The organism is Pseudomonas sp. Hz4, assembly GCF_054898165.1.
In genome coordinates, this window is record NZ_CM142719.1 from 5,789,352 (window position 1) to 5,809,949 (window position 20,598).

18 protein-coding genes and 1 pseudogene are annotated in these 20,598 nt (G+C 60.6%); 5 read left to right on the plus strand and 14 right to left on the minus strand.

Going from position 1 to position 20,598, the window contains the following annotated elements:
* Positions 1 to 2: 2 nt before the first annotated feature.
* Complete coding sequence (locus tag ACYZTR_RS26735) at positions 3 to 1,070, minus strand: HAD family hydrolase (protein WP_461975162.1); 1,068 nt, start codon at positions 1,068 to 1,070, stop codon at positions 3 to 5.
* Positions 1,071 to 1,325: 255 nt separating this feature from the next.
* Here ACYZTR_RS26735 and ACYZTR_RS26740 point away from each other — a divergent pair, with 255 nt between their 5' ends.
* Entirely contained in the window at positions 1,326 to 2,717 is a 1,392-nt protein-coding gene (locus ACYZTR_RS26740) for an L-cystine transporter (RefSeq protein WP_461975164.1), read from the plus strand.
* Between the two features lie 111 nt (positions 2,718 to 2,828).
* Here ACYZTR_RS26740 and ACYZTR_RS26745 read toward each other — a convergent pair whose 3' ends face one another.
* Complete coding sequence (locus ACYZTR_RS26745; protein WP_461975166.1) at positions 2,829 to 3,341, minus strand: dihydrofolate reductase; 513 nt, start codon at positions 3,339 to 3,341, stop codon at positions 2,829 to 2,831.
* A gap of 85 nt (positions 3,342 to 3,426) precedes the next feature.
* Between ACYZTR_RS26745 and ACYZTR_RS26750 the strand changes: the two genes are divergently transcribed.
* Positions 3,427 to 4,806, plus strand: coding sequence for a DUF2868 domain-containing protein (locus tag ACYZTR_RS26750; RefSeq protein WP_461975168.1), 1,380 nt, complete (start codon positions 3,427 to 3,429; stop codon positions 4,804 to 4,806).
* The gene (locus ACYZTR_RS26755; RefSeq protein ID WP_461975170.1) at positions 4,799 to 6,175 is read left to right on the plus strand and encodes a GTPase/DUF3482 domain-containing protein; all 1,377 of its coding nucleotides are present in this window, start codon (positions 4,799 to 4,801) and stop codon (positions 6,173 to 6,175) included. The genes ACYZTR_RS26750 and ACYZTR_RS26755 overlap by 8 nt, the downstream gene beginning before the upstream one ends.
* A 69-nt stretch (positions 6,176 to 6,244) precedes the next feature.
* Here ACYZTR_RS26755 and ACYZTR_RS26760 read toward each other — a convergent pair whose 3' ends face one another.
* The 9 genes and pseudogenes from ACYZTR_RS26760 to ACYZTR_RS26800 all read right to left on the minus strand — a co-directional run bounded on the left by ACYZTR_RS26760 (position 6,245) and on the right by ACYZTR_RS26800 (position 16,375).
* Positions 6,245 to 6,652 (minus strand): hypothetical protein, encoded by a 408-nt coding sequence (locus tag ACYZTR_RS26760; RefSeq protein WP_461979901.1) that lies wholly within the window; start codon positions 6,650 to 6,652, stop codon positions 6,245 to 6,247.
* A gap of 23 nt (positions 6,653 to 6,675) precedes the next feature.
* On the minus strand, positions 6,676 to 7,209 hold the full coding sequence (locus ACYZTR_RS26765; RefSeq protein ID WP_461975172.1) for a hypothetical protein: 534 nt from the start codon (positions 7,207 to 7,209) through the stop codon (positions 6,676 to 6,678).
* A 94-nt stretch (positions 7,210 to 7,303) separates the two neighbouring features.
* A pseudogene (locus tag ACYZTR_RS26770) lies at positions 7,304 to 7,902 on the minus strand (phosphonate degradation HD-domain oxygenase).
* The gene (locus ACYZTR_RS26775; protein ID WP_461975174.1) at positions 7,902 to 9,035 is read right to left on the minus strand and encodes a TIGR03364 family FAD-dependent oxidoreductase; all 1,134 of its coding nucleotides are present in this window, start codon (positions 9,033 to 9,035) and stop codon (positions 7,902 to 7,904) included. The pseudogene ACYZTR_RS26770 and the gene ACYZTR_RS26775 overlap by 1 nt, the downstream one beginning before the upstream one ends.
* Positions 9,036 to 9,162: 127 nt before the next feature.
* Positions 9,163 to 10,188, minus strand: a complete 1,026-nt coding sequence (locus tag ACYZTR_RS26780; protein WP_461975176.1) for a putative 2-aminoethylphosphonate ABC transporter substrate-binding protein — start codon at positions 10,186 to 10,188, stop codon at positions 9,163 to 9,165.
* Positions 10,189 to 10,236: 48 nt separating this feature from the next.
* Positions 10,237 to 11,961, minus strand: a complete 1,725-nt coding sequence (locus ACYZTR_RS26785) for a putative 2-aminoethylphosphonate ABC transporter permease subunit (protein ID WP_461975178.1) — start codon at positions 11,959 to 11,961, stop codon at positions 10,237 to 10,239.
* On the minus strand, positions 11,961 to 13,037 hold the full coding sequence (locus ACYZTR_RS26790; RefSeq protein ID WP_461975180.1) for a putative 2-aminoethylphosphonate ABC transporter ATP-binding protein: 1,077 nt from the start codon (positions 13,035 to 13,037) through the stop codon (positions 11,961 to 11,963). The genes ACYZTR_RS26785 and ACYZTR_RS26790 overlap by 1 nt, the downstream gene beginning before the upstream one ends.
* Before the next feature lie 145 nt (positions 13,038 to 13,182).
* Positions 13,183 to 14,046, minus strand: coding sequence for a LysR family transcriptional regulator (locus ACYZTR_RS26795; protein WP_461966952.1), 864 nt, complete (start codon positions 14,044 to 14,046; stop codon positions 13,183 to 13,185).
* Positions 14,047 to 14,062: 16 nt separating this feature from the next.
* Positions 14,063 to 16,375 carry a heavy metal translocating P-type ATPase gene (locus ACYZTR_RS26800; protein WP_461975182.1) on the minus strand — a complete coding sequence of 771 codons (2,313 nt, stop codon included), beginning with the start codon at positions 16,373 to 16,375 and terminating at the stop codon, positions 14,063 to 14,065.
* Between the two features lie 85 nt (positions 16,376 to 16,460).
* On the opposite strand from ACYZTR_RS26800, the gene cadR reads away from it, so the two are divergent.
* Complete coding sequence (gene cadR / locus ACYZTR_RS26805) at positions 16,461 to 16,910, plus strand: Cd(II)/Pb(II)-responsive transcriptional regulator (RefSeq protein ID WP_461975184.1); 450 nt, start codon at positions 16,461 to 16,463, stop codon at positions 16,908 to 16,910.
* 120 nt (positions 16,911 to 17,030) lie between these two features.
* On the opposite strand, the gene ACYZTR_RS26810 is transcribed toward cadR, so the two are convergent.
* The 3 genes from ACYZTR_RS26810 to ACYZTR_RS26820 all read right to left on the minus strand — a co-directional run bounded on the left by ACYZTR_RS26810 (position 17,031) and on the right by ACYZTR_RS26820 (position 19,723).
* Positions 17,031 to 18,002 carry a thymidylate synthase gene (locus ACYZTR_RS26810; protein WP_461975186.1) on the minus strand — a complete coding sequence of 324 codons (972 nt, stop codon included), beginning with the start codon at positions 18,000 to 18,002 and terminating at the stop codon, positions 17,031 to 17,033.
* 48 nt (positions 18,003 to 18,050) lie between these two features.
* Positions 18,051 to 18,860 carry a prolipoprotein diacylglyceryl transferase gene (lgt, locus tag ACYZTR_RS26815; RefSeq protein WP_461975188.1) on the minus strand — a complete coding sequence of 270 codons (810 nt, stop codon included), beginning with the start codon at positions 18,858 to 18,860 and terminating at the stop codon, positions 18,051 to 18,053.
* Positions 18,861 to 18,940: 80 nt separating this feature from the next.
* Positions 18,941 to 19,723, minus strand: a complete 783-nt coding sequence (locus tag ACYZTR_RS26820; protein WP_461975190.1) for a sulfite exporter TauE/SafE family protein — start codon at positions 19,721 to 19,723, stop codon at positions 18,941 to 18,943.
* Between the two features lie 120 nt (positions 19,724 to 19,843).
* Between ACYZTR_RS26820 and ACYZTR_RS26825 the strand changes: the two genes are divergently transcribed.
* Positions 19,844 to 20,590 carry an NRDE family protein gene (locus ACYZTR_RS26825; RefSeq protein WP_461975192.1) on the plus strand — a complete coding sequence of 249 codons (747 nt, stop codon included), beginning with the start codon at positions 19,844 to 19,846 and terminating at the stop codon, positions 20,588 to 20,590.
* The last annotated feature ends 8 nt before the right edge of the window (positions 20,591 to 20,598 follow it).

A 20,598-nucleotide genomic window follows, 5' to 3' on the forward strand; every position in this document is an offset into this window, starting at 1 on the left:
CGTTACTGAATCTCTTCAGGCTTGACGATCACCCAGTTCTTGTCCGCCGTCACCGGCAACCCTTCCTTGGCCTGAGCCGCAGCGTTTTTGGCCATCATGCCGTTAATCTGGGTCATGTATTTGTCTTTGCGGTTGACCCACAAGTGGATGCCCCCCTTTGCCACGTCGACGCCGTGGAACAGCATGAAACCATCGCTGGTCGGTGTATCGCCGCCGACCAGAACCGGTTTTTTCCACTCATCGATGTAGGTCAGGATCGCCGCGTGCTTGCCGGCCATCCAGGTCGCCGGCGTCCACAGGTACGGCGTCAGTTCGAGGCCGAGGTTAGCCTTCTCGTCATACTTGCCAGCAGTGATTTGCTTGCGCGCGGTGGTCAACTCACCGGACTTGGGATCCTTGAGCAGCAAGCTTACGCCAATGACGTTTTGCGGTTTGACGTTGTAGCCGTACTTCGGATCGGAAGCGACCATGCGCACCAGCTCTTCGGAGGCGGCGGTCATCACGTAGACCTCGATGCCGTTCTCCATCAGTTTGTTGTAGAGCTCTTTCTGGCCGGTGAAGATTTTCGGCGGGTTGACGTCGAGGTTCTTCACCACGTCGCCTTCGTAATACGTCGCTGGCACCGGTTTACCGGAAGCCATCAACTCATCGACGTAGCCTTTGAGTTCCTGGAGGGTGAAGCCGGAGAACACTTGGGCGACCCATGGATAGCAGACCATGTCGTCGAGTTCGCAAAGGCGATAGTAGTAGCTGAACAGGCTTTCCTTATGGTCGGCGGTGTCTTTGAACGGCATCAGTTTCAAGGAAGGGTCGAGCTTCTCGCGGGTGATCAGGCCTTTGTTTTCCATGAACGGCAGCAACGACTCTTCGAGGTCGTAGCGGTAACTGGTGTTGTCCATGTCGAACACCGCGTAGTTACCTTTGTTGGCGTTGGCGGCGATCATCGCGTCCAGCGCCTTGGCCTGATCGGCTGGCCAGTGTTTCAAATCCGTAGCGAATACCTGGCCGGCGAGGCTCAGGCCCAAACCCAATCCCAGTGCAGCAACCAAAAATTTCCGTGCGAGCTTCATCGGCATGCTTCCCTTATTAAAAGACCCTGATTCAAAGATATCGACGCTAACAAATTAGTGTGACGGTTCCCGTCTGCCTGCGACCGCTCACGTCCCTATTGCGCCAGTTGCATCTCTGTCAGCGACACTCGCTTATTCCAAAAACGACAGTATTCAGATGTTTTTGGTATTAATTCATTAGATATCAAGCTGTTACGCTCACCGGTTCGCGGCTGCCCCGGAAGGTAGCCGGCACACGTCATTATCGGAGTTCCAATGAATCTGCCGCTGATCCTCAATCTGCTGGTGTTCCTCGCCCTGCTCTTTGGCTTGGCGCAAACCCGCCACACCACGTGGAGCCTGGCCAAAAAAGTCCTGCTCGCGTTGGTGCTGGGCGTGGTGTTCGGTGTTGCTCTGCACACCGTTTACGGTGCCGGCAACCCGGTACTGAAAACCTCGATCGGCTGGTTCGATCTGGTGGGCAACGGTTACGTGCAGTTGCTGCAAATGATCGTGATCCCGCTTGTATTCGCCTCGATCCTCAGCGCCGTGGCCCGTCTGCACAGTGCCTCGTCCCTGGGAAAGATCAGCTTCCTGACCATCGGCACGCTGCTGTTCACCACGGCCATTGCGGCGTTGATCGGTATCGGCTTGACCAACCTGTTTGGTCTGACCGCTGAAGGTCTGGTCGCCGGCACTCAGGAAATGGCCCGCCTGCAAACCATCCAGACTGACTACGCGGGCAAGGTCGCTGACCTGAATGTGCCGCAGTTGCTGCTGTCGTTCATTCCGCAAAACCCGTTCGCCGACCTCGCTCGGGCCAAGCCGACCTCGATCATCAGCGTGGTGATTTTTGCTGCGTTCCTGGGGGTCGCGGCGCTGCAACTGCTGAAAGATGACGTCGAGAAAGGTCAGAAAGTGATCAACGCCATCGACACCCTGCAAGCCTGGGTGATGCGTCTGGTGCGTCTGGTGATGAAGCTGACCCCGTACGGTGTATTGGCGCTGATGACCAAAGTGGTCGCCGGCTCCAACCTTCAGGACATCATCAAACTCGGCAGTTTCGTGGTGGTGTCCTACATCGGGCTGGGCCTGATGTTTGTGGCCCATGGCCTGCTGGTGTCGGCCGCAGGGATCAACCCGCTGCGCTTCTTCCGCAAGATCTGGCCGGTGCTGACATTTGCCTTCACCAGCCGCTCCAGCGCCGCGACGATTCCGCTGAGCATTGAAGCGCAGACCAGCCGTTTGGGTATTCCACAGTCCATCGCCAGTTTCGCCGCGTCGTTCGGCGCGACCATTGGCCAGAATGGCTGTGCCGGTCTGTACCCGGCGATGCTGGCAGTGATGGTCGCGCCAACAGTGGGCATCAATCCGCTGGACCCGTTGTGGATCGCGACATTGGTGGCAATTGTGACGCTGAGTTCGGCAGGGGTGGCCGGCGTCGGTGGTGGCGCGACGTTTGCCGCGTTGATCGTGCTGCCGGCGATGGGGTTGCCGGTGTCACTGGTGGCGTTGCTGATTTCGGTCGAGCCGCTGATCGACATGGGACGTACGGCGTTGAACGTGAGTGGTTCGATTACCGCCGGTGCAATCACCAGCCAGATCATGCAGCAGACGGATAAAGAACTGCTGGATGCGGCTGAGCATGCGCAGTTGGCTCACGCTTAACCCGTACTGATCGTTCCCACGCTCCCGCGTGGGAATGCCTCAAGGGACGCTCCGCGTCCAGTGACGCGGAGCGTCACGGGCTGCATTCCCACGCAGAGCGTGGGAACGATCTCAGGTGCGCTCCCAAACCTCGAAGTTGTACGCAGGCTTGTCGCCTTCCGCCGGATTTGGCACGTTCGACACCAGTTTCCACTGCCCCAAATCAAACGCCGGAAACCACGCATCCCCTTCCGGGCTCAGCGCCACGCGCGTCAAGTACAGCCGATCAGCCTGCGCCAACCCCTGCGCATACAACTGCGCCCCGCCAATCAGCATCACCTCATCGACGCCCTGCTCGTTCGCCCATTCCTGCGCCCGAACCACTGCCGCTTCAAGCGACGGATAAACCTCCGCGCCTTCGAGTTGCAGATCCGCCTGACGGCTGACCACGATGTTCAACCGGCCCGGCAGCGGGCGACCGAGGGAATCCCAGGTCTTGCGACCCATGATGATCGGCTTGCCGAGGGTGGTGGCCTTGAAGTATTTGAAGTCCCCCGGCAAGTGCCAGGGCATGCTGTTGTCGACGCCGATCACACGGTTTTCACCGAGGGCTGCGATCAGGCTGAGGGGGAGTGATTTAGTCATGCCGGCGAGGATACCAGAGCCTCCCGTACCCCGATAAGCGCCACAGCGGTTATGCTCACCGTTCAATTGATCGACGGGATGGCGCGTGACGGAACTGACTCCACTGCAAAACCTCTGGCTGACCGAGACGGTGCGCCTGCGTGAAGAACACGCCGGTCCCCTGGATGATCTGGAAGCCAACCGACTGGCCCGCAGCGCGGGCGGCGATCTGCCGACACGCATTCAACGCCGCGCCCTGTGGCTGGCCGAGCGCGATGGACTGAGCAGCGCCCTCAAGCATTGGCTGCAAGGTGCGCGGCTGGCACTGTTGGTGCTGGCTGTTCTCGCCGTCGCCAGCGGCGCCGGCCTGGCGTTTGCCGCACTGGGCGACGGACAAACGCCGGTCAATGTGTTCTGGGCCTTGGGCAGTTTGCTCGGACTGAACCTGATTCTATTGCTGAGCTGGGCATTGGGCCTGGTCTTCGCTGGCGAACACGGCGCCACCCTCGGACGCTTGTGGTTATGGCTCAGCGACAAATTCGCTCGCGATGCCAACGCCGCGCAACTCGCCCCGGCCCTGCTGCTATTGCTGCAACGACAGAAACTCAATCGCTGGGCGATCGGTGTACTGGTCAACGGTTTGTGGCTGCTGGCGATGCTCAGCGCCCTGGTGATCCTGTTGATGCTGATGGCGACCCGGCGTTATGGCTTCGTCTGGGAAACCACCCTCCTCAGCGCAGACACCTTCGTCGTCATGACCCAAGCCCTCGGCGCCCTGCCGGCCGTGCTGGGTTTCAACGTACCGACCGTGGAAATGATCCGCGCCAGTGGCGACGCCGCATTGAACATTGAAAGTGCCCGGCAAGCCTGGGCCACCTGGCTGGTCGGCGTGTTGGTGGTCTACGGCGTTTTGCCACGGCTGTTGCTGGCGCTGTTTTGCCTGTGGCGCTGGAAAACCGGCCAAGCAGCATTGCACCTGGATTTGAACCTGCCCGGTTACGCCCAGCTGCGTGAACGACTGATGCCGACCAGTGAACGCCTGGGCATCAGCGACGCTGCGCCAGAGCAACTGCATCGTATTGAAAACGGTGTCAGCGACCTGCCAAGCGATGGCGCGCTGCTGGTGGCCATCGAGCTCGACGGTCAACGCCCGTGGCCGCCGACACTGCCGAAAACCGTGAGTAACGCCGGCATTCTCGACACTCGCGAATCGCGGCACAAACTCCTCGAACAGCTGAGCCGTTTTCCTCCTGCCCGTCTGGCCATCGCCTGCGATCCGCGACGTTCGCCGGACCGCGGCAGTCTGGCACTGATCGCCGAACTGGCTCGCAGCGCCAGCGCCACTCGCGTCTGGCTACTGCAAGCACCGCCGGGCGAAGCGCTGGATGCCGAAAGGCTGGGTGACTGGCACGTGGCGCTGCAGCAGCTGGACTTGCCGTTCGCCGATTGCGCGCCGTTGAACTGGCTGGAGACCGGTCATGACTAATCCGTGGAAACCGCCCTTGAAGCTCGCCGTGGTCGGCCACACCAACGTTGGCAAAACTTCGTTGCTGCGCACCCTGACCCGCGATGTCGGTTTCGGTGAGGTGTCTCATCGCCCCAGCACCACACGACACGTCGAAGGCGCGCGGTTGTCGGTGGACGGCGAGCCTTTGCTCGATCTCTACGACACCCCCGGCCTGGAAGATGCCATCGCTCTGCTCGACTACCTCGAGCGTCTGGAACGGCCGGGTGAACGCCTCGACGGCCCGGCGCGTCTGGCGCGGTTTCTTGAGGGCAGCGAAGCACGGCAACGTTTCGAACAGGAAGCCAAGGTGCTGCGGCAACTGCTGACCTGCGACGCCGGTCTCTACGTGATCGACGCCCGGGAACCGGTGCTGGCCAAGTACCGCGACGAACTGGAAGTGTTGGCCAGCTGCGGCAAACCGTTGCTGCCGGTACTGAATTTTGTCAGCAGCGCCAACCACCGCGAACCGGAGTGGCGCGAAGCGTTGGCACGCCTCGGCTTGCATGCGCTGGTGCGTTTCGACAGCGTCGCACCGCCGGAGGACGGCGAACGTCGGCTCTATGAAAGCCTCGCGCTGCTGTTGGAAAACGCCCGCCCACAACTGGAACGCCTGATCGCCGATCAGCAAGCCCAACGCCAGGCCCGGCAACAAAGTGCGGCGCGGCTGATTGCAGAATTATTGATCGACTGTGCCGCCTACCGGCGCAGCGTGGTCAGTGAAGCCGAGCAAGAACAGCAGGCCATCAACGAACTGCGCAAAGCCGTTCGACAACGGGAGCAACGCTGCGTCGAAGCGCTGCTCAAGCTCTACGCCTTCCGTCCACAGGACGCGGCGGCCAGTGATCTGCCGCTGCTTGATGGCCGCTGGGGTGACGACCTGTTCAACCCGCAAACCCTGAAACTGCTGGGCGTGCGAGTCGGTGGCGGTATCGCTGCCGGCGCGGTAGCCGGGGCCGGCGTCGACCTGTTGGTGGGCGGGCTGACCCTTGGCGCAGCGGCACTGGCCGGGGCGATCGCTGGCGGAGCTCTGCAAACCGCCCGCAGTTATGGCAGTCGTTTGCTGGGCAAGATCAAAGGCCAGCGGGAGCTGACCGTCGATGACAGCGTGCTGCGGCTATTGGCATTGCGTCAGCGGCAACTGCTGCAAGCGCTCAATGCGCGAGGGCATGCGGCGATGGACAGCATTCAGGTGGCCACGCCCCAGGACAAAACCTGGCGCGAAGGTAAACTGCCCGAACCACTGAACAAGGCGCGGGCGCATCCGCAGTGGTCATCGCTTAATCCTCATCCGAAGTTGAATCAGGCGGAAAGGCAGGAGCAGGTTGAGGGGTTGGCGCAGCAGCTTTAGATCTGCGGTGTTGGGGCCCTTCGCGAGCAGGTTCGCGAAGGGCCGCGACTTGGTCGCGTGGAGTGATCGCTACCAACCAACCTTCAAAAATTCTCGCACCAGCGAAGCGACTCGTCGCCGATCCGTGCGATCCGACCGCCCGTCATTATCTACATCCGAACTTAATATCAACTCGAAATCCCCATCGTTATCAAGGTCACGGGCAGCTGCTTTATAGGCAATCGTCAGCCCTTCATGAAAATGCAGCCGCACCGTTTCCGGCGTGGCATCACCGTTGGGATTTTCCGAGAAGATCCGTAAATGGCGCTCCTCGCCTTGCCCCTCACTGAACCAGGCACACTTCAAATACGTCTTGCCGAAGTTCTTGAGCCATCGAAGTTCAGCGTCCGTTGCCGCGCGCTGCAAATGATCACTCTCAAAAAACTGGTAACGCACGATTCCGGCCTGCCCTTGACTGATAGGCTCCTGGGCGATCACTTTCAAGTAGCGCGTCCTCGCGCTCACTTCCATTTGAACTTCAGGTAAGTGGCGCTCAGCAACGATACCAACTCACGGTCCACGGCATCAGTATCGCCATCGTTATCCACATCAAAGTGGATCGTCCAGTCCAGTGTGCCGTTGTTATCCGTGTCGTAGGCAGACGCAGTGTAGGCCAGCGTCTTGTCAGTCGGTTTCCCATTGCCTTCGTGAAAGTGCAAACACACGGTATCCGGGCTGCCATCTTCGGCAAAATCCTCGACGAAGATTTTCAGATAACGTTTTGTGCCAGCACCAGGATTGAACCAATTGAGTTTAAGACAGGCATTGCCGAAGGTCTTCAGCAGACGCTGGTCAACACTGTTTTCCCTGCCGTCATTAGTGACGTCGCCCATCTTGTAATCGACGTTGCCATCGGCATCGAAATCCAATGCGAAGGCTTTGTTGACCAGGACATCTTCGCCTGGCGTACAAGCAGATTCATAGAACTGCAGCAAAATAGAATCCGGCCGACCGTTGCCGACTCGATCCTGAACGGTGACTTTCAAATAGCGCATGAGCATTCCCTGGCAATTAAAGAAGCTCAAACACTAGCGGCTGGAAAGCCCCGTAGCCATGGGCCGACTTCGCCGTGACAAGTAGGGCATTTCGCTAAACACCCGCCGCAAAAGATGTCTCCGTTGAAGGGGACGTGCTCTTGGCCAGCAACGCCGATGCTTTTGCCTTCAATATCTGAAGATCGATCACCGGCACCCACACCTCCTTGGCCAATTCATCCCAGTGGCGCATGCGCAAACTGACCGTATACAACGGATCTTGCTCGAAGGCTTCAGCCTCGGATTCGGTCATCACCCACCCTGATATTCCAAGGTCCGGCGACTGGCTTCGCTCAATCGCTCGTAGTACCCAGGCTCTTTTAGCGTCAGATAACGCTTGGCCTGAACGTGGTATTCCACCAGCCGCGCCATACGTTCGCTGAAACCTGCCCGACGCAGGTAATCGGCACCCAGCCGCTCGTGGCTGACCACGCCGAAGCCACCCATGTTTTCGGCACTGTCAGCGCAGATATGGCCGATGTCGTGGAAGAACGCTGCCAGCACCACTTCATCATCAAAGCCCTCAGCCATGGCCAGTTCGGCCGCCTGGGACATGTGTTCGATCTGCGACACCGGCTCGCCGATGTAATCGCTGTTGCCAAAGCGCTCGTACAAACCGAACACCTCGGCAATCACTTGTTCATGACGCGCCATCAATCTTCCCCCAACAATTGATCGACATTACGTTCAGCCATCGCCGGCCCGACGCTCATGCCGACGCCCGTGTGCATCAGTGCCACGCTCACTCCCGGCATTGGACGCAGGAACGAGAACGGCCCCGGCCCCCGAGAACCATAGACACCCTGCCAGCGCTCCACCACTTGCACCTTGCAACCCAGGGTGTGTTCCGCGAGCTCAATCATCCAATGGTCCACCTGCTCGGCATTGAACGGCGACGGATCGCGGCCGTAATGGTGGGAGTCGCCGATGATCAATTCACCGTGAGGCGTCGGGCTGATCAGCAGGTGAATGCCGTTTTCATGCAGATGCGGTTCCTCTCGCAGGATTTGCGCGTGCACCGCCGCCGCTTCCGGCAGATCGGCGAAGGCGCCGTAGTGCACGCAGCTCAAACCGGTGAGCAAGGCGTGTTGCAGGTTGAGGTTGATTTTCGGTCGGGCGCGGAGCATTTGCAGGCGACAGATTTGCGGGTTGAGTTCGGCGATCTGCTCGGCCAACAGCGTCTGATAATCGTGACCGGAACAGACGATGATCTGTTCGGCGCTGAAGGTTCCGGCGGTGCTGTGCAGGCGACCCGGCTCGATGTCGCGCACCAGAGTGGAGAAGTGAAACGCGACGCCAAGCTCGCGGCGCAGGTAGTCGATCAGCGCCGGAATCGCTTCGCGCGAATACAACTGCTGATCGTCCATCCCGTGCAATGCCGCGCGATGATGGCTGAACTGACCGCCGTAGACGTCGCGTAACGCAGCACCGCGCAGCAGGTCGACGCGGTAACCGTGTTCCACAGCGCGACCGGCGCAGAAGGCTTCCAGCAGGTGTTCTTCCGCTTCGGTGCGGGCAAACAGGTACGAGCCGTTGCGCTTGAGTTGCAGACCGGCGAGCTGCGCCCATTGGCCCCAGATCTCGCGGCTGGCCTTGGCCAGTTCGAGCATCGGACCGGGTGGTTGGCCGGTGACCAGTGCCTGGCCGAAGTTGCGTACCGAGGCGCCCAAAGGCGTTTCGCTGCGCTCGAAAACCGTGACCTTGAGACCGCGTTTGGCGGCGGCGTAGGCGTGGGACAGACCTAAAATGCCGGCGCCGACGATCAGCATGTCGTTGTGTTGTGTCATGAAGTTTTGTCCTGAACTCAGGACCGCTATCGCGAGCAAGCTCGCTCCCACATTGGATTTGTGATCGACGCACATCCCCTGTGGGAGCGAGCTTGCTCGCGATGAGGCCCTGTCAGCCTACGAAGATTTACTTGGCAACCACTTTCTCGGACTTGCCGTCATAGCGCTTGCGCCATTCGGTGAGGATTTCATCGCGATTCTTCGACGCCCAGGCGAAGTCGTTCTTGATCAAACGCTGCTCATAATCCGCCGGCAATTCGGTCTGCGGCTTGGCAATACCTGGCTGAGCGAGCACGGCGAAGTTCTCCTTATAAAGCTCCATTGCCGCCGGGCTGGCGGAGAAGTCAGCCAGTTTTTTCGCCGCGTCTTCATGCGGTGTGCCCTTGATCACAGCCGTCGCTTCGATCTCCCAGCCCAGGCCTTCTTTCGGCAGGATGATGTCCAGCGGCGCGCCTTGGCGTTTCAGCTGAACGGCGGGGTATTCAAAGGAAATACCGATCGGGAATTCACCCGCCGCCGCCAGCTTGCACGGCTTGGAACCGGAGTGAACGTACTGGCCAATGTTCTGGTGCAGGTCGTCCATGTACTGCCAGCCCTGCTTCTCGCCGAAGGTTTGCAGCCAGGCGCTGACGTCGAGGAAACCGGTGCCGGACGAGGCCGGGTTGGGCATGACGATCTTGCCTTTGTACTCAGGCTTGGTCAGGTCCTGCCAGCTCACGGGTTTGCTCAAACCCTGTTTCTCGGCCTCAACCGTGTTGAAGCAAATGGTCGCGGCCCAGACGTCCATGCCGACCCAGGCGGGTGGGTTAGCAGCGTCGCGGTAGTTGCCGCCGATCTTGCCCAGGTCTTTCGGCGCATAGCTTTGCAGCATGCCTTGCTCATCGAGGATCGCCAGGCTCGAGGCCGCCAGGCCCCAGACCGCGTCAGCCTGCGGTCGAGCTTTTTCGGCCAGCAGCTTGGCGGTGATGATGCCCGTGGAGTCGCGCACCCACTTGATCTCGACGTCCGGGTTGGCCTTTTCGAAGGCTGCTTTATAGGTCTTGAGTTGTTCGGCTTCGAGGGCGGTGTACACCGTCAACTCGGTTTTCGCAGCGTAAGCGTTCAGGCTGAAAGCGGTGAGAACAGCAGCGGCCAGGGCCAAGGGCTTGAACATGATCTTTTCCTGTTTGAGTTGAAGGCTTTTGGGTTGATGAGCAGGGAATCAATTGCCAGGCGCGGTCTGCCGCCAGGCCTGGGAGCGGCGCAGCAACCCGCGCGAAGCCCAGGCCAGCAGCAGGGACACGCCCGCCGAGGTGAACAGAATCAGGGTCGACATCGCCGCCGCGCCGCCGACATTGCCGGCGTCGTCCATGTTCAGCACCGCCACTGCCGCGAGGAGGGTGTCGGGGCTGTAGAGGAAGATCGCCGCCGAGACGGTGGTCATGGCCGAGACGAACAGGTAGCGCACGATGTCCAGCAGTGCCGGCAGGCAAATCGGCACGGTGACGCGCAGGTAGTGCCGATACAGCGGCGCCTTGAGCGACAGCGCGGCGGCTTCGAACTCGGCATCGAGCTGACGCAGCGCGGTGGTGGCGGTCATTTGCGCGGTGGTCAAATAGTGCGCAATGGTGCAGACCACCAGCAGGGTCATGGTCCCGTAGAGCACATGCAGCGGGTTGCCGGTGAGGTTGAAGAAGAAGACGTAACCCAGGCCCAGCACCAGACCCGGCACCGCCATCGGTACGAAACTGAGCATGCGCAGCGTCAGATTCAGCCCGCGCTGACCCTTGGTTTTTTCCATCAGGTAGGCGCCGGTGAAGATCAGCACGCTGCCGATCAACGCCGTGCACAGGGCCATCTTCACGCTGTTGCCGTAGGCCAGCCAGCCACCGCCCGCCGTGTCGTTGAACTGATAATGGTTGAGCGACAGCGACAGGTTGTACGGCCAGAATTTCACCAGCGACGAGTACACCGCCATGCCGAACACCAGCAGCAACACCGCGCAGATCAGCAACACGATGGCCAGGTAGCAGCCATCCCGCATCTTCGACGGCGCCGGTTGAAACACCTGCGCCCGACCGCTCATGGAATCGCCATGCCGCCGACGCAACCAGGCATCGACACCGAAGCTGAACAGCGCCGGCAGCAGCAGGACCATGCCGATCAACGCGCCGCGACCGAACTGTTGTTGGCCGACCACGGCTTTGTAGGCTTCCAGCGCCAGTACTTGATAGTCGCCACCGACCACCACGGGTACGCCGAAGTCGGTGATGGTCAGGGTGAACACCAGACAGAACGCCGCGAACACCGCCTGACGCGTCGCCGGCCAGGTGATGCTACGGAAAGCTTTCGCCGGACTGGCGCCCATGCTGGAGGCCGCATCGAAGAGTCGCGCATCCGCCAGGGACAACGCCGACAGCAGAATCATCAAAGCGTGTGGGAAGGTGTAGATGACCTCGCCCAGAACAATGCCCCAGAAGCCGTAGATATTGTCCGAGAGCAAACCGCGCAGCATGCCCTGGTTGCCGAACAGATAGACCAGCGCAATACCCGGCAGCATCGACGGTGCCATCAGCGGCAACAGCGACATCCCACGCCAGATGCCCTTACCCGGAATCAAGGTGCGTTGCAGGGCGTAGGCAAACAGGTAGGCCAGCGGTACGACAATGGCTGCGACGCTGAGGGAAACCTTCAGGCTATTGCCCAGCAACCAATGGAAATTCGCACTGGTGACCAGTTCTCGTGCAGCGACCAGGCCACCCCCCTGCCCGGCTTCAGAGCTGAAACCGCGCCAGAAGATCGCCAGCAACGGCATCAACACCGCAACACCGAGTAACACCAGCAAAAGGATTTTGCCGCCGACCACGAACACCCGGTCGCCGATCTCGGCACGGGAGGTCTGCCGAACCTGCTTGTGCGGTATCGGCAGCGCGATGTTCGCGCTCATCAGGCGAACACCTGCAGGCTGCGCGGTGGCAAGGCGACCATGATCTGCTGCGCGCCGAGACGCGGCATCGCTTCTGGCGCGAGTTCCGCCAGCAATGCGTGGCCTGGCAGTTGATCGAGTTCGAAGCTCATGCGGCAGCGGTTGCCGAGGAAGGTGATCTCGCGAACCTTGGCCGGGAACAGGTTCTCTTCATGCACCGGCGGGTTGACGTTGATCGCTTCGGGGCGACAGAACAAACGACCCGAGGCGGCGTTGCCCGAATCGGCGGCCAGGCGAATGTTCATCCCGCCGACCTGAGCGTGGCTGTCGCTGCTGCGGCGGAACGGCAGCCAATTGCCTTGGCCGACGAACTCGGCCACAAACGGTGTTGCCGGACGGTCGTAGATTTCCTGCGGCGTGGCGTACTGCTCAACCTTGCCGTTGTTCATCACGGCGATGCGGTCGGCCATTAGCATGGCTTCGTCCTGATTGTGGGTGACCATCAGGGTGGTGACGCCAAGGTTGCGCTGCAGTTGGCGCAGTTCTGTGCACAGATGCTCGCGGACCCGGGCGTCGAGGGCCGACATCGGTTCGTCGAGCAGCAGCAACGAAGGTGCCGGCGCCAATGCCCGAGCCAGCGCGACACGCTGCTGTTGGCCGCCAGACAATTGGCCGGGGTATTTTTTCTCACTGCCGATCAGGCCGACCAGTTCCAACATCTGACCGACGCGCTGGCGCACTTCTTCGCGACCACTGCCAGCGAGGCCGTAGGCGATGTTCGCTTCGACAGTGAGATTGGGGAACAGCGCGTAGGACTGAAACAGAATGCCGTAGTCCCGAGCCTGGGGTGCCAAGTGGGAAACGTCGCGATTGCCGAGGTACAACTCGCCGCTGTCTTGCTTCTCCAGACCGGCGATGCAGCGCAATAAGGTGGTTTTGCCGCAGCCCGACGGACCGAGCAAACACACCAGTTCACCGGCCGCCACGTCGAGGGAAACGTTATCCAGCGCGGTGAACGCGCCGAAGCGTTTCTGCACGCCGCGCACTTTCATCGGGGCGCCGGGGTTGGTCAGGGCAGTTGCGATCGAGTGGTTCATGGACAGGCCTCATCAAGCAGATGAAGGCCATCCTAGATTTGTAATGCGTCCGTCATGTGGCAGTGAGGCAAAAACGGCTGATAGTGGTATTCAAGGATTTGGGTTCACCGCCGATCGTTCCCACGCAGAGCGTGGGAACGATCATTTAGGCAGGGGCCATTTCCTGCGCCAAACCCAGAAACGCCGCCGGCAACCGCGCGCCTTTTCGTTCCTTGAGGCAGTACAAATACTCCGGAATCTGCGGCGCATTCTCGATGGTCAGCACGCGCAATTGCGGATCGTGCGGCACTTCCTGCCGGGCAATGATGCTGATGCCGATGTTGCGCAGCACCGCCTCACGGATCGACTCACGGCTGCCAATCTCCAGCAAAGGCCCGAAACTCACCCCGGCGCTGGCCAACAATTCTTCGGTCAAACGCCGAGTAGTCGAGCCCGACTCACGCATCAGCAAGGTATGCCCGGCCAACGCACTGAGCGGTACAGGGTCGTGGACCGCCAACGGATGATTGCGATGCACCGCCAGCACCAGCGGATCACTGCCGAGCACGCGGCGGATCAGCCGCGCATCGTCGAGCAACTGCGACGACGCCGCGATGTCCACACGGTACTCCTCGAGCGCCTCCAGCACTTGCTGAGAGTTGCCGATTTCTACCGACACCTCTACGTGCGGCAAGCGCTCGCGAAAGGTCTTCACCAGGTCGAGGATGTAGTAAGGCGCCGTGGCCGCAATGCGCAACGTGCCCTGGACCTGACCGCTGTTGCGCAGGAAAAACTCGATGTCGGCTTCCTGCTGCAACAGCGCCTTGACCATCGGCAACAACCGCGCGCCTTCATCGCTGACACTGAGACGGCGGCCGCCACGGTAGAACAACTCAACCGAGTACTGACTCTCCAGATGCCGAATCTGGGTCGTCACCGTGGGTTGACTCAGGCCGAGTTTTTTCGCCGCCAGGGTAATGCTGCCCAAGCGGGCCACCATGTAAAACGCCTTTAGCTCGGCACTCAGCACACCCGTCCCTCATCGTCTATTTGCGCAACAGGCGCAAACCGTTAAACACCACCAACAGGCTCACGCCCATGTCGGCGAACACCGCCATCCACATGGTGGCGATCCCGGCGAAGGTTACCCCAAGAAAGATCGCTTTGATGACCAATGCCAGGGCAATGTTCTGTTTGAGGATGCGGGAAGTCTGCCGTGACAGCCGGATAAAGGTCGGGATTTTGCGCAGATCGTCGTCCATCAGGGCGACATCGGCGGTTTCGATGGCGGTATCGGTGCCCGCCGCCGCCATGGCGAAACCAATCTCCGCGCGTGCCAGCGCCGGAGCGTCGTTGATGCCGTCGCCGACCATGCCGACGTGATGGCCCTGTGCATAAAGGGCTTCGATGGCTTGCAGCTTGTCGGTCGGCAACAGATCGCCCTTGGCCTCGTCGATGCCCACTTGCGCGGCAATCGCCTGAGCGGTGTGGACGTTATCGCCGGTGAGCATCAGGGTTTTGATGCCCAGGTCGTGCAGCTGCTGGATCGCCTCGCGGCTGGACTCTTTGACCGTATCGGCGACGGCGAACAGCGCCAACGGGCCGGACTTGTCGAGCAGCAGCACCACGGACTTGCCCTGTTTCTCCAGGGCAAACAGCTTCTCCTCCAGCGCTGGAGAGCACAGGCCCAGTTCTTCCACCAGGCGGTGGTTACCCAAGTGATACGTCTGACCGTTGATTTCGCCACGCACGCCACGGCCGGCCAGCGCCTCGAAGTTATCCACAACGAGCGGCGCGAATTGTTTATCCACAGCCGCATTGGCGATGGCCAATGACACTGGGTGATCCGAGCGACCAGCCAACGCCGCCGCAATCGCCGGGGCTGATTCATCGACGGTCGGATCGAGGGACAAGTAATCGGTCTGCACCGGTTTGCCGTGAGTGAGGGTGCCGGTCTTGTCTAGCGCCAGGTAATCAAGCTTGTACCCACCCTCCAGGTACACGCCGCCCTTGACCAGAATGCCTTTGCGCGCCGCGGCTGCCAGGCCGCTGACGATGGTGACTGGCGTAGAAATAACCAGTGCACATGGGCAGGCGACCACCAGCAACACCAACGCCCGGTAGATCCAGTCGAACCATACGGCGCCCATGAACAGTGGCGGAATCACTGCAACGGCGAGGGCCAGGATGAACACCGCCGGTGTGTAGATTTTCGAGAAACTATCGACGAAACGCTGGGTGGGTGCCCGCGCGCCCTGGGCTTGTTCCACGGCGTGGATGATCCGCGCCAGGGTCGAATTATTGGCCGCCGCGGTCACAGCATATTCCAGGGAGCCGGCCTGGTTGATGGTGCCGGCGAAGACTTTGTCTCCGACTGTTTTCTCAATCGGCAGGCTTTCACCGGTGATCGGTGCCTGATCGATGGTCGAACTGCCCGACACCACTTCACCGTCCAGACCAATCCGCTCACCGGGACGCACCCGCACTCGCGCGCCCAGCTCGATGGTTTTGACGTCCCGCTCGATCCAACTTCCGTCGGCCTGCTGCACCGTGGCCTGCTCCGGGGTCATCTGCATCAACCCGCCGATGGCGTTGCGCGCACGGTCCAGGGACTTGGCTTCGATCAACTCGGCCACGGTGAACAGGAACATCACCATCGCCGCTTCTGGCCACTGACCGATCAGGATCGCGCCGGTCACCGCGATGCTCATCAGCGCATTGATGTTCAAGTTGAGGTTCTTGAGCGCGATCCAGCCTTTCTTGTAGGTGGTCAGGCCACCGCTGAGGATCGAAATCAGCGCAATGATCGCCACCACCCAAGTCGGTGCGGCGTCAGTGAAGTGGATAACTTCGGCGGCCAGTGCGCCAACACCGGCCAGTGCCAAGGGCCACCAGTGCTTTTTCTCGGGGATTGGCGCGGGCGCTTCTGTGCCCTGCTCCATCGACTCGGCTTGCATGCCCAGGGATTTGATCGCGTCGATGATCGGCGCGGTGCTCGGCAGGTCATGGGTGACGCCCAACACGCGGTTGATCAGGTTGAATTCCAGTTGCTGCACGCCCACGAGTTTGCCGAGTTTGTTCTGGATCAGCGTCTGCTCGGTCGGGCAGTCCATCGCATCGATGCGGAAACTGCTCAGCCGCGTGCCGGCGGTCGGCTTGGCATTCAACTTGATCAGCGATGGCGCCGCCACTTTCGAAGAACAGCAGGAATCCCCGTGTCCGCCATGCTCGCGGCTTACATTGTCATGCTGGGGCACAGTTTGCAGCGTGTGGCTGTGATCGTGATCGTGATCGTGATCGTGATCGTGATCGTGATCGTGATCAGCCTCGGGTTTGTGCGTGTGAAGGGAATCGCTCATGGGGTCGCGTCCAGAAAAGTGCCTGTTGCCAAGTAAAGACCCTGTAGCCACTATAGGGTCAAGCACCCTTTTGGAGATTGCCGTCATGAAGATCGGAGAATTGGCCAGACTCACCGGCTGCGCCGTGGAAACTATCCGCTACTACGAGCGCGAAAACCTGCTGCCGGAACCGGCCCGCAGTGACGGCAACTACCGCGTCTACACCCAGGCCCACGCCGAGCGCCTGACCTTCATCCGCAACTGCCGCACCCTCGACATGACCCTGGAGGAGATCCGCAGCTTGCTGGCCCTGCGCGACAGTCCGCAGGATCAGTGTGAAAACGTGAACGCGTTGATCGACGAGCACATTCATCACGTGAAGGCGCGGATAGACGGCTTGCTGGCTTTGCAGACACAACTGCTCGACCTGCGCCAACGCTGTGGCGAAGGGCCGGAAATTGATCAGTGCGGGATTTTGCAGCGGCTTGAAGTGAGCGGCGGAGTGGTGGCGACGGAGGTTAAGCATTCCCATGTCGGCCGCAGTCACGGACATTAGCGGCCATGATCGTTCCCACGCTCTGCGTGGGAATGCAGCCATGGACGCTCCGCGTCCACTGTGACGCAGAGCGTCACGGGATTCATTCCCACGCAGAGCGTGGGAACGATCAGAGCGGTGTCAGACCGCCATCGGCGCGGTCATTGGGGCGTGGTGCTCGTAACCCTCAAGCGAGAAATCACTCGGCTCGATCAACTCCAGCCACTCCGGCTGGTAAACGCCAGTCTTGGCAAACTCTGGCACACGATCACTCATCACCAGTTTCGGCATCGGGAACGGCTCGCGCTTGAGCTGTTCGTTGAGCATGTCCAGGTGGTTTTCGTAGACGTGGGCATCACCGATGAAATAGGTGAACCAGCGTGGCGTGTAGCCGGTCAGGCGACCGATCAGGCTGAGCAGCGCGGCGCCTTCGGTGAGGTTGAACGGCGTGCCCAGGCCCAGATCGTTGGAGCGGATGTAAAGGGTCAAAGAAATCTCTTTGGTCTCGACATTCGGGTGGAACTGATACAGCAAGTGGCACGGCGGCAGGGCCATTTCATCGAGCTGGGCGACGTTCCAGCCGTGGAACAGGATGCGGCGGCTGCCCGGGTCTTTGATGATGGTGTCGACGCACTGGCGGATCTGGTCGATCGCCTTGTACAACACCACGTAAGCCTGACCGTCCTCTTCACCTTCGGCAATCTGGCGATAGCCTTGGCTCAGGGTCTGCTCGATGGCGGCCTTGTTGCTGACCGGGATCTGCTTGTACGCCGGCCATTTGCGCCATTGCACGCCGTAGATTTCGCCGAGGTCGTCTTCGCCCTGACGGAACGGATTGGCCAGCCACTGCGCGTTTTCATTAGCGTTCTGATCCCAGACCTTGCAGCCCAGCGCACGGAATTCGGCGGCGTTGTTCACCCCGCGCAGAAAACCACACATCTCGCCGATGGCCGATTTGAAGGCCATCTTGCGCGTGGTGATCGCCGGGAAACCTTCCTTCAGGTCATAACGCAGCATCGCACCAGGGAAACTGATGGTGTTCACGCCGGTGCGGTTGGCCTGCTTGGTGCCGTTCTTGATGACGTGGGCGACCAGTTCGAGATATTGCTTCATGAGTTACCTGTGTCCTTGAACCCGGGGCCGTCGCCCCGGGGTTCGAATTTAAAGCGCAGCGTTCGCCGGGGTAGCCGGAGCACGGTGGTATGCGAACCAGATCAGGAACAGCCCGCCAACGATCATCGGTACGCACAGTACCTGCCCCATGGTCAGCCAGTTCCAGGCCAGATAGCCCAGTTGCGCGTCCGGCACCCGGAAGAATTCGACGATGAAACGGAAGATGCCATAGAACAGCGCGAACATCCCGGACACCGCCATGGTCGGCCGCGGCTTGCGCGAGAACAACCAGAGAATGGCGAACAGCGCCACGCCTTCGAGCGCGAACTGATACAGCTGCGACGGGTGGCGCGCCAGTTGCGCCGGATCGGTCGGGAAGATCATCGCCCACGGCACGTCGGTCGCCTTGCCCCACAACTCGGCGTTGATGAAGTTACCGATGCGCCCGGCACCCAAGCCGATCGGCACCATCGGTGCGACGAAATCCATCAGCTGGAAGAACGACTTGCCGTTCTTTTTACCGAACCACAATGCTGCCAGCATCACCCCGATAAAGCCGCCGTGGAACGACATGCCGCCCTTCCAGACCTCGAATATCAGCGTCGGGTTGGCCAGATAAGCATTCAGATCGTAGAACAGCACGTAGCCCAGACGCCCGCCGACGATAACGCCCATCGACATCCAGAAGACCATGTCGGAGAGTTTCTCCTTGGTCCAGGTCGGGTCGAAGCGATTCAACCGGCGCGACGCCAGCAGCCAGGCACCGCCGATGCCGATCAGGTACATCAAGCCGTACCAGTGGATTTTCAGCGGACCGATGGCCAATGCCACCGGGTCGATCTGCGGGTAAGGCAGCATTGCGACTCCTTGTTAGAGTTGAAACCAAAATTCCCGGGCGACACTGCCACGCCAGGATTAAGCCAGGATTGCGGTACGCGTCAGAGCAAAAAGCTCAGGCCCACGCAGAACAGCAAAGCGGCAAACAGTCTTTTCAGCAACTTCGGCGACAGGCTGTGGGCCAGTCGCGCGCCGAGGCGGGCGAAGACCATGCTGGTCAGGGCGATCCCCAGCAGCGCCGGCAAATAAATAAAACCCAGACTATGGGCCGGCAGCAATGGATCGTGCCAGCCCAGAATCATGAAAAATAATGCACTGGACAAGGCGATCGGCAGACCGCAGGCAGATGAAGTCGCCACCGCTTGCTGCATCGGCACGCTGCGCCAGGTCAGGAACGGCACCGTCAGCGAACCGCCGCCAATCCCGAAAATCGCCGAGGCCCAGCCAATCACACTGCCGGCCACGGTCAGACCGACTTTACCGGGCACCGTTCGGCTGGCGTTTGGTTTGAAGTCCAAGGCGAGCTGAACGGCGATGATCAGTGCAAATACGCCGATGATTTTCTGCAAGTTTGGCCCGGAGATCGCCTCCGCCGTCAGCGCGCCGAAACCGGCACCGATGAGAATACCGAGGGTCATCCAGGCAAAAATCGGCCAACGCACAGCCCCGCGACGGTGATGTTCACGGATCGCATTGATCGAGGTAAATATGATTGTCGCCAGGGACGTGCCGACCGCCAGGTGCGTGAGGATGGACGCATCGAAACCCTGCAAGGTGAAACTGTACACCAGCACCGGAACGATAATGATCCCGCCGCCGACCCCGAACAGCCCGGCCAGCACACCTGCACAGGCGCCGAGCGCCAGATAGAGCAAAAATTCCATGCGCATCCCCAAATGAGAGCGGCATGGTAACGGATGCATGGCCTCAAGCTCCACTGGATGGCGATGGATACCCGCACGATGACTGAGTAGAGTGGGCAGAAAACACACAAGGACCACCTTATGTGCCTGATTGTTTTTGCTTGGCGACCGGGTCACGCCCAGCCGCTGATCGTGGCGGCCAACCGCGACGAGTTCTACGCCCGGCCCAGCCTGCCTCTGGCGCAATGGCCCGAAGCGCCGCACGTTCATGCCGGTCGCGATCTGGAGGCGGGAGGCACCTGGCTCGGTGTTGGCGCCAATGGACGCTTCGCCGCGCTGACCAATATCCGCGATCCGCATCAGCCACCCGCGCGCAAGTCACGAGGAGAGCTGGTGGCGCGATTTCTTAGCGGGGATTTGCCGATAGATGACTATTTGAGCGACGTTGTCGCACGTTCGCTGGAATATGCCGGATTTAATCTGCTGATCGGTAATGCCAACGAACTGTGGCACTTCAATGCCCGGGAGACTGAGGCGGTGATGCTGCCACCGGGGGCTTATGGGTTGTCGAACGCGGGGCTGGATACGCCGTGGCCGAAACTGCTCAAGGCACGGGCAGCGCTGGAGGAAGTGCTGGAAGATCCGCAGCCCCAGGCGCTCCTGGCGTTGCTGAATGATCCGCAGACGGCGACGTTTGCCGAACTGCCGGATACCGGGGTCGGGTTGGCCACCGAGACGTTGCTGTCGAGTGTGTTTATTGCCAGCCCGACTTATGGGACGCGGGCGAGTACGGCGTTGATTGTGCAGGCAGATGGGACGCGGTGGATGGTTGAACGGAGTTTCGGACCGTATGGGGGGCATCTTGGAGAGGTGGAGGTCAGGGTTTAGATCGTTGT